The organism is Amaricoccus sp. (assembly GCF_036846665.1).
GTDB lineage: Bacteria > Pseudomonadota > Alphaproteobacteria > Rhodobacterales > Rhodobacteraceae > Amaricoccus.
In genome coordinates this window covers 1-7,825 of record NZ_DAIUBO010000187.1, presented here as the reverse complement: position 1 = coordinate 7,825, position 7,825 = coordinate 1, and the positions used below count along the sequence as shown (strand labels likewise).

Annotated in this window: 8 protein-coding genes; 4 read left to right on the top strand and 4 right to left on the bottom strand. The window is 70.3% G+C overall.

Annotated elements, in window-relative coordinates:
- Positions 1–278 precede the first annotated feature (278 nt).
- The 4 genes from V7050_RS15790 to yihA all read left to right on the top strand — a co-directional run bounded on the left by V7050_RS15790 (position 279) and on the right by yihA (position 5,598).
- Positions 279–2,285, top strand: coding sequence for a putative bifunctional diguanylate cyclase/phosphodiesterase (locus V7050_RS15790; protein ID WP_324375699.1), 2,007 nt, complete (start codon positions 279–281; stop codon positions 2,283–2,285).
- A gap of 64 nt (positions 2,286–2,349) precedes the next feature.
- Entirely contained in the window at positions 2,350–4,185 is a 1,836-nt protein-coding gene (gene yidC / locus V7050_RS15785) for a membrane protein insertase YidC (RefSeq protein WP_324369779.1), read from the top strand.
- Between the two features lie 4 nt (positions 4,186–4,189).
- Complete coding sequence (locus V7050_RS15780) at positions 4,190–4,951, top strand: MOSC domain-containing protein (RefSeq protein ID WP_324369777.1); 762 nt, start codon at positions 4,190–4,192, stop codon at positions 4,949–4,951.
- Positions 4,948–5,598 (top strand): ribosome biogenesis GTP-binding protein YihA/YsxC, encoded by a 651-nt coding sequence (yihA, locus tag V7050_RS15775; protein ID WP_324369775.1) that lies wholly within the window; start codon positions 4,948–4,950, stop codon positions 5,596–5,598. The genes V7050_RS15780 and yihA overlap by 4 nt, the downstream gene beginning before the upstream one ends.
- 141 nt (positions 5,599–5,739) lie before the next feature.
- Here the strand turns inward: yihA and ttcA are convergent, their stop codons facing one another.
- The 4 genes from ttcA to rpmH all read right to left on the bottom strand — a co-directional run bounded on the left by ttcA (position 5,740) and on the right by rpmH (position 7,577).
- Complete coding sequence (gene ttcA, locus V7050_RS15770) at positions 5,740–6,552, bottom strand: tRNA 2-thiocytidine(32) synthetase TtcA (protein WP_324369784.1); 813 nt, start codon at positions 6,550–6,552, stop codon at positions 5,740–5,742.
- Between the two features lie 268 nt (positions 6,553–6,820).
- Positions 6,821–7,042 (bottom strand): membrane protein insertion efficiency factor YidD, encoded by a 222-nt coding sequence (yidD, locus tag V7050_RS15765; RefSeq protein WP_324369774.1) that lies wholly within the window; start codon positions 7,040–7,042, stop codon positions 6,821–6,823.
- Positions 7,039–7,428 carry a ribonuclease P protein component gene (gene rnpA, locus V7050_RS15760; protein WP_324369773.1) on the bottom strand — a complete coding sequence of 130 codons (390 nt, stop codon included), beginning with the start codon at positions 7,426–7,428 and terminating at the stop codon, positions 7,039–7,041. The genes yidD and rnpA overlap by 4 nt, the downstream gene beginning before the upstream one ends.
- A gap of 14 nt (positions 7,429–7,442) precedes the next feature.
- A complete protein-coding gene (gene rpmH / locus V7050_RS15755) occupies positions 7,443–7,577 on the bottom strand; it encodes a 50S ribosomal protein L34 (protein ID WP_324369771.1) in 135 nt (44 codons plus the stop codon).
- Positions 7,578–7,825 lie beyond the last annotated feature (248 nt).

Below are 7,825 nucleotides of genomic sequence, written 5' to 3'. Positions count from 1 at the left end.
GGAGGGCGGTGATGGCTCGTTGCAGCATGGACGATCCTTTCGAACGGAGTCGCCCAGTAGAATCGATCACGCCGCCCTCAGCCAGACCTAGTGTCGTGCAGTGTGCATGAAGGCCGCTCATTGCAGGCCGCGCGTCATCATCGTCACATCACGCGGAAGCCCGATCGGCACGGGCGTGGCGCGCCGCCAAAATTTGCATTGAATGCCGCCGAGATTGCCCCCGGACCGGGCCGGTCGGTTAACCGTTGCTGAGGTGCGGCCGGGATAGGGTGCCGGCCATGTCCACCTCGCCGCCCTCCCCAGCCGGCATGACACCCGACCGCCAGTTCGCGCGGGCGTGCGCGATCATGCTCTGCGCCGGGCTGGCGATGCTCGTGGCATCCTTCATCGAGGTGGAGCGCAGCGCCCGGCGGCAGGCGCTGATGGCGGATCTCGCCCTCGCCGCCGCCGCCGAGGCCGCCTCGGCGCAATCCATGGTCGCGGCGCTCGACATGCTCGCCGAGCGGCCGGATGCGCCGGACGCGCCCATGCAGCAGACCCGGCTGGCCTGGGACACCGAGCAGCTGCTCGGCCAGGAACGGGACCGGCTCGCCCGGGCCGGGGTCGAGGGCGAGACCTCGACGCTGGTCGAGATCGCGGGCGAGGCCGCCGCCCTGTCGCAGAGCCCGCGGGTCGACGCGCGGGAGGCCGCGCGCGTCGCCGCGGCGCTCGAAGCCAGGATCCTGCCCCGGCTCAACCTGATCGCCTCGCGCCATCGCGCCGCCACCGAAGCGGCCGCGACCCGGACCCGGAGCACGATCCTGGTCGCCACGGCGCTCCAGCTGCTCGGCGGCGTGGCGCTGGTGGGGATGGTGCTCCGGCCCGCGCGCCGGCGCATCGCCGAATGGGTCGCCCGGAGCCGCGAGACGGACCGCGAGAACCGCTTTCGCCTGCTCCACGATTCCCTGACCGGCCTGCCGAACGCCACCTATCTGCACGCCTTCCTTGCACGCATCGCGGCCGGGTCGGAGCGGAGCGCCACCCAGACCGCGGTGCTGCGGGTCGATCTCGACCGCTTCGGCATCCTGCGCGAGACCCTCGGCCAGCGGGATTGCGACGAGATCATCCGCCTCACGGCGCGGCGCATCCGCCAGGCGATGCGCGGCGGGGATTTCGCCGCCTATGTCGGGCAAGACAATTTCGTCGTCGTCGCCCTCGATCTGGAAGACGCCAACGCCGCCGCGCCGATCGCCGCCCGCATCCAGGCGGCGCTGCGGCAGCCCTTCTCGATCCGCGGCGGCGCGCGGCACATCAGCTGCAGCATCGGCGTCACCCTGCTCTCCGACGACCAGCCCGACCCGGACCGCATCCTCGCCAATGCCAGGATCGCGCTCGGCGAGGCCCAGGGCGTGGGCACCGGCAACGTGCGCTATTTCCGCGACGGGCTGCGCACCGCGGTCGAGCGGCGCGAGACGCTCTATACCGAGCTGCTCGCGGCGATCGACACCGGCGAGCTGATCCCCTTCTTCCAGCCGCAGATCGCGCTCGAGACCCGCGCCTTCGCCGGCTTCGAATCCCTCATCCGCTGGCAGCATCCGCGCCACGGGCTGCTGATGCCCTCGGCCTTCCTCGACTTCGCCGAGGAGACCGACCTGACCGAGCGCATCGGGGAAATGATCCTGACCCGCTCGCTCGACGCCATCCAGGCCTGGGACGCCGCCGGGCTCGTCGTGCCCAAGGTCGGGGTCAATTTCGCCCTGGCGCAGCTCCGCGACCCCCGGCTGATCGAGAAGATCAAATGGGAGACCGAGCGCTTCGACATCGATCCCGCGCGGCTCTCGATCGAAGTGCTCGAGACGGTGCTCATCAAGAGCGACGCGGACCTCGTCGTGCGCAACCTGCGCGGGCTCGCCTCGAGCGGATTCTCCATCGAGCTCGACGATTTCGGCACCGGCCATGCCTCGATCTCGAACCTGCGCCGCTTCATGGTGAACCGCATCAAGATCGACGGCAGCTTCATTGCCGGCATCGAGGGAAGCGAGGAACAGCAGCAGCTGACCGCCTCGATGATCGCCATGGCCCGCGCGCTCGGAATCGCGACGCTCGCCGAAGGCGTGGAGACCGAAGCCGCCGCCGCGATGCTCCGGCGGCTCGGCTGCGGCTTCGCCCAGGGCTTCCTGATCGCCGAGCCCATGTCCTTCGCCCAGGCCTCGATCTGGCTGCATTGCGTCCGGGAGGCCGGTGGTTTCGTGCCGGTCGCCGCCGCCGCCGGAGCGGGCGGGAAGCGCGACCCGAATACACCTTGACCTTTCAGGCCCGCGGCTGTTGAACCCCCGTCAGGTTTTCAAGACCCTGACTGGAGCCGCGTGGATGGACGACCAGAACAGAAACCTGATCCTGGCGACCGCGCTGAGCTTCCTGGTCATCCTGGTCTGGTTCACGCTCGGCCCGATGCTCTTCCCGGAATGGTTCCCCGAGCAGACGCAGCCGCCGGCCATCACCGCCGAGGCGCCCGAGGGCACCGGCCTGGCGGTGCCGCCCGCCGAGGGGACCGCCGGCGGCGCGCCGGAACTGGCGGCCGCGGCACCGCAGTCGCTCGACGCGGCGCTCGCCAGCACGACGCGGATCCCGATCCGCACCGCGCGGCTCTCGGGCTCGATCTCGCTCCAGGGCGGGCGCATCGATTTCCTCAAGCTCACCGATTATTTCGAGACCGTCGCCAAGGATTCGCCCATGGTGACGCTGCTCAAGCCCTCGGGCGTGCCGGAGGCCTATTACGCGCTCTACGGCTGGCGCCCCGGCGCGGGCCTCGCCCCCGACGCCGTCCCCGGCCCCACCACCGAATGGCGGATCGAGAGCGGCAGCGAGCTCACCGAGGCGACGCCGGTGACGCTGATCTGGGACAACGGCGCGGGCCTCGTCTTCCGCCGCACGATCTCGGTCGACGAGAACTACATGTTCGACGTGACGCAATCGGTGGAGAACACCAGCGGCGCGGAGGTGCGCGTCGCACCCTACGGGATCATCGCGCGCCACGGCAAGCCGAGCAACCTGCGCGGCTTCTACATCCTGCACGAAGGCGTGATCATGGTCGCCGACGGCTCGCTGACCGAGCTGAAATACGACAAGATCGCCGATCTCGAGACGAACGAGGCCGAGAACGCCGCCGCCAGCGTCGTGGAGGTCGCGGAAAACGGCTGGATCGGCTTCACCGACCATTACTGGATGACGACGCTGGTGCCCCCGGCGGGCCAGCCCTTCACCGCCGTCACCAAATACACCGAGAGCTCGGACACCTTCCAGACCGACGTGCGGCTGCCGACCATGGCGGTGGCCCCGGGCGAGACCGGCGAGGCGACCACCTGGCTCTTCGCCGGCGCCAAGGAATGGGAAACGATCCGCGCCTATCAGGAGGAGCGGCACATCGACCGCTTCGTGGACGCCATCGACTGGGGCTGGTTCTTCTTCCTGACCAAGCCGATCTTTCAGGCGCTGCATCTCCTGCACGGGCTCATCGGCAACATGGGCTGGGCGATCATCGGGCTGACCTTCATCATCAAGGCGCTGCTCTTCCCGCTGGCCTACAAGTCCTATGTCTCGATGTCGAAGATGAAGGCGCTCCAGCCGCAGATGGAGAAGATCAAGGAGACCGCCGGCGACGACAAGATGAAGATGCAGCAGGAGGTCATGGCCCTCTACAAGCGCGAGAAGGTCAATCCCGCGGCCGGCTGCCTGCCGATCCTCATCCAGATCCCGATCTTCTTCTCGCTCTACAAGGTGATCTTCGTCACGCTCGAGCTCAGGCACGCCCCGTTCTTCGGCTGGATCAGGGATCTCAGTGCGCCCGACCCGACCTCGATCTTCAATCTCTTCGGGCTGCTGCCCTGGGATGCGCCCGGACCGGCCAGCCTCCTCGCGATCCTCTCGATCGGCGTCTGGCCGATCCTGATGGGCATCTCGATGTGGCTGCAGATGAAGCTCAACCCCGCACCCACCGACAAGACCCAGGCGACGATCTTCGCCTGGATGCCCTGGGTCTTCATGTTCATGATGGGCCAGTTCGCCTCGGGGCTGGTGATCTACTGGGTGACCAACAACCTCATCACCTTCACCCAGCAATACACGATCATGCGCAGCCAGGGCGTGAAGCCGGACGTATTGGGCAACATCCTCGGCCCGCTGAAGCGATCCAAGAAGGCCGAGTGACGCGGTGGCGGCGCGCGTCGCGCATCTCTGGCGCCATCCGATCAAGTCGCACGGGGTCGAATCGGTCGCCGGCGCGGATTTCGCCGCCGGCGCCACCATGCCCTGGGACCGCGTCTGGGCCATCGCCCACGAGGCGGCGAAGGTGTCGCCGGTCGCTTCGGACTGGGCGGCGTGCGCCAATTTCAGCCGCGCCGCCAAATCCCCCGACCTGATCGCGATCCGCGCCTGCGTCGACGAGGCCGCCGGCACGGTCACGCTCAGCCACCCCCGCCGCGCGCCGATCACCATCGACCCCGACCGGCCCGAGGACGCGACCCGGCTGATCGCATGGGTCGTCCCGCTCTCCGACCCGGAGCGGAGCCGCCCGGCCTTCGTCGCCCGGGCGCCGCGCGGCATGACCGACACCGATTATCCCTCGGTCTCGATCCTCGGCCTCGCCAGCCTGCGCGCGCTCTCCGAGCGATTCGCGAGCCCGCTCGCCATGGAGCGGTTCCGCGGCAACATCTGGCTCGAGGGCCTCGCGCCCTGGGAGGAATTCGACCTGATCGGCCGCTCCCTGCGCATCGGCGGCGCCACCTTCCGCATCCGCGAGCGCATCACCCGCTGCAAGGCGACCACCGCGAATCCCGCGACCGGGCGCAGGGACGCCGATACGCTCGGCGCCCTCGAGGCCGGCTGGGGCCATCGCGACTTCGGCGTCTACGCGGAAGTGACCGAAGGCGGAAGGGTCGCGCTGGGCGATGCCGCCGTCCCGGAGGCAGCTTGACCCAGGCGTTCGGTCTGGCCGCGGAGCCCGATGCCGAGGCGGTGGAAGCGGGGCGCCGGCTCTTCGCCGGCGAGTGCAGCTTCCTCAAGGGCGTCGTCGCCATGGACGGCCTGCCGCCGGCCGACCGGCTGGAGGTCTGCTTCGCCGGCCGCTCGAACGTCGGCAAATCCAGCCTGATCAACGCGCTCACCGGCCGCAAGGCGCTGGCGCGGGCCTCCAACACCCCGGGCCGCACCCAGGAGATCAACTTCTTCGCGCTGGGGCCGGAGCGCTATCTCGTGGACCTGCCCGGCTACGGCTTCGCCGAGGCGCCGCGTGCGATCGTCGAGCGCTGGCAGGCGCTGATGCGCGCCTATCTCGCCGGGCGCGCGACGCTGCGCCGGGCGTTCCTGCTCGTGGACGCCCGCCACGGCCTGAAACCCGTCGACGGCGAGATCATGGGGCTGCTCGATCGCTCCGCCGTGACCTTCCAGGTGGTGCTGACCAAGGCCGACAAGCCCGGCGCCGCCGATCTCGCCCGCATCGTGGATGAGGTCCGGACCGGGCTCGGCGCCCATCCGGCCGCCTTCCCCGAGATCCTGCTGACCTCCGCCCAGACCGGCCGCGGCCTTGAAACCCTGCGCGCGATCGTCGCCGGCATGGCCTGACCGGAACCACGCCCCCGGACCGAGCCTCGGGATGGGGAAAGGCCGGGCCGCAGGCCCGTCGCGGGGCTTGCACCAGGCAATTCCGTGATGGGAAGGCGCCGGGCCGGCGCGAGCGGCCGGCGTTTGCGCGGGTCGGCGGGATCACAGGCCCTTGAAATCGAAGATCCCGGGGTCGAGCAGGTGGCTCGGGCTGACCCGGCCGAGCGCGGAGAAGAGGATCTGCCGCCGGCCCGGGGACCGGGCCTCCCATTCGTCGAGCATGCGTTTGACCTGCTGGCGCTGGAGCCCGTCCTGGCTGCCGCAGAGGTCGCAGGGGATGATGGGATAGCCCATCGCCTGCGCGAAGCGCGCGCAATCGGCCTCCGGCACATGGGCGAGCGGGCGGTAGAGGTGAAGGTCGCCCTCGTCGTTCAGGAGCTTCGGCGGCATGGCCGCGAGCCGCCCGCCGAAGAGCAGGTTGAGCATGAAGGTCTCGAGGATGTCGTCCCGGTGATGCCCGAGCACGATGGCCTGGCAGCCTTCCTCGCGGCCGATGCGGTAGAGATGGCCACGCCGGAGCCGCGAGCAGAGGGCGCAGAAGGTCTTGCCCTGCGGGATCTTGTCGAGGACGATGGAATAGGTGTCGCGGTATTCGATCCGGTGCGGCACGCCCATCCGCGCGAGGAAATCCGGCAGCACGGTGGCCGGGAAGCCCGGCTGCCCCTGGTCGAGGTTGCAGGCGAGGATCTCGACCGGCAGCACGCCGCGCCAGCGAAGCTCGGTCAGGGCGGCGAGCAACGTGTAGCTGTCCTTGCCGCCCGAGAGGCATACCAGCCAGCGGTCGCCCGGCCGCGCCATGCCGTAGGTCTCGATCGCCTCGCGGGTCAGCCGCAGGATGCGCTTGCGCAGCTTGCGGAATTCCGTGGTCTGCGGAGCGCCGTGGAAGAGCGGGTGGATGTCGTCATGGTCGAGCATGGGCGGCATATAGGGGACCCGGCACGGGCGCCGCAAGCGAGGGGTGGGCGTGTCGGCAGGGGGCGCATTCCACGGCGCGACGCCTTCGTCCGGATTCTGGGCGCGCCTGGCGTCACCATCCGGCCCGGCGGGAACCGCCGGGCAGCGCCCGCCCCGCCCCCCGGCGGGCGCCTCGCACCTGCTCGGGCCGGGCGCTGCCCTCGTTGGATTGTGGAGCGGTCGAAGGAGAGTGGATGCCCCCCCCCCGAATTCCGACGCCCCGGCCGCCTCAGCGCGGCACGTTGTCGATGCCCGACCCGCCCCAGGGATGGCAGCGCGCGATGCGGCGGGCGGCGAGCCAGCTGCCCTTGAAGGCGCCGTGGGTCTCGAGGGCCTCGAGCGCATAGGCCGAGCAGGTCGGCTGGAACCGGCAGCCATGCCCGACCCAGGGCGAGAGCAGCAGGCGATAGCCGCGGACCGGCAGCGCGAGCAGGGCCGCGAGCGGGCTCATCGCGGCGCCGCCTTGGCATGGACGGAGGCGAGCGCCGCGCGCAGATCCGCGCAGAGTTGGGCGAAGTCCCGTCTGGCGGTCTCGCCGGGGCGTCCGATCAGCACATAATCCCATCCCGGCCGGCCTCCGCCGGGCAGGACCTCCCGCGCGATGGCGCGCAGGCGGCGCTTGGCGCGGTTGCGCGCGACCGCATTGCCGACCTTGCGCGAGCAGGTGAAGCCGACCCGGATGCCCTCCGGCGCCTCGCCCGGGCCGCGCGGCCGTCCCTGGAGGGAGAATCCCGGCTTGCCCTGGCGGAAGGCGCGCGCGGCCGCGAGGAACTCGGCCCGTCGCGTGAGCACCGAGACGGGGCCTTCCGGTCCGGGATGCGGCGCCGCGGCGCGCATTCCCGGCGGCGGGATCAGGCCGAGAGGCGCTTGCGGCCGAGGGCGCGGCGCCGGTTGATGATGATGCGGCCGTTCTTGGTCGCCATGCGCGCACGGAAGCCGTGCCGGCGCTTGCGCACGAGATTGCTCGGCTGGAAGGTCCGCTTCATGATCCGTCTCCTCTTCGCGCCGAAGCCCTTGCCGCGGCGAAACCGCCTGCTCCTCGCGGGAGGCGCCGGCGGGCTGAATTCCGAAGGCCCGTCCATACGCATCCGCCGATGCGAAGTCAATTCGCGCCGGCGGGCGGATCCAGGGGAATCGCATTTGGCAGCGCGACCAGCTCAGGCCGGTATCCGCGCGCGCCTAGTTGTTTGATCCCACGGTTTGATGGTGCGATCCATTCGTCGGAATGGAAGGA

Excerpts from the sequence above, each read along its gene's own strand:
- rpmH (WP_324369771.1), bottom strand. The coding sequence starts at position 7,577 with ATGAAGCGGACCTTCCAGCCGAGCAATCTCGTGCGCAAGCGCCGGCAC.
- yidC (WP_324369779.1), top strand. The coding sequence starts at position 2,350 with ATGGACGACCAGAACAGAAACCTGATCCTGGCGACCGCGCTGAGCTTC.
- yidD (WP_324369774.1), bottom strand. The coding sequence starts at position 7,042 with ATGAGCCCGCTCGCGGCCCTGCTCGCGCTGCCGGTCCGCGGCTATCGC.
- V7050_RS15790 (WP_324375699.1), top strand. The coding sequence starts at position 279 with ATGTCCACCTCGCCGCCCTCCCCAGCCGGCATGACACCCGACCGCCAG.
- ttcA (WP_324369784.1), bottom strand. The coding sequence starts at position 6,552 with ATGCTCGACCATGACGACATCCACCCGCTCTTCCACGGCGCTCCGCAG.
- rnpA (WP_324369773.1), bottom strand. The coding sequence starts at position 7,428 with ATGCGCGCCGCGGCGCCGCATCCCGGACCGGAAGGCCCCGTCTCGGTG.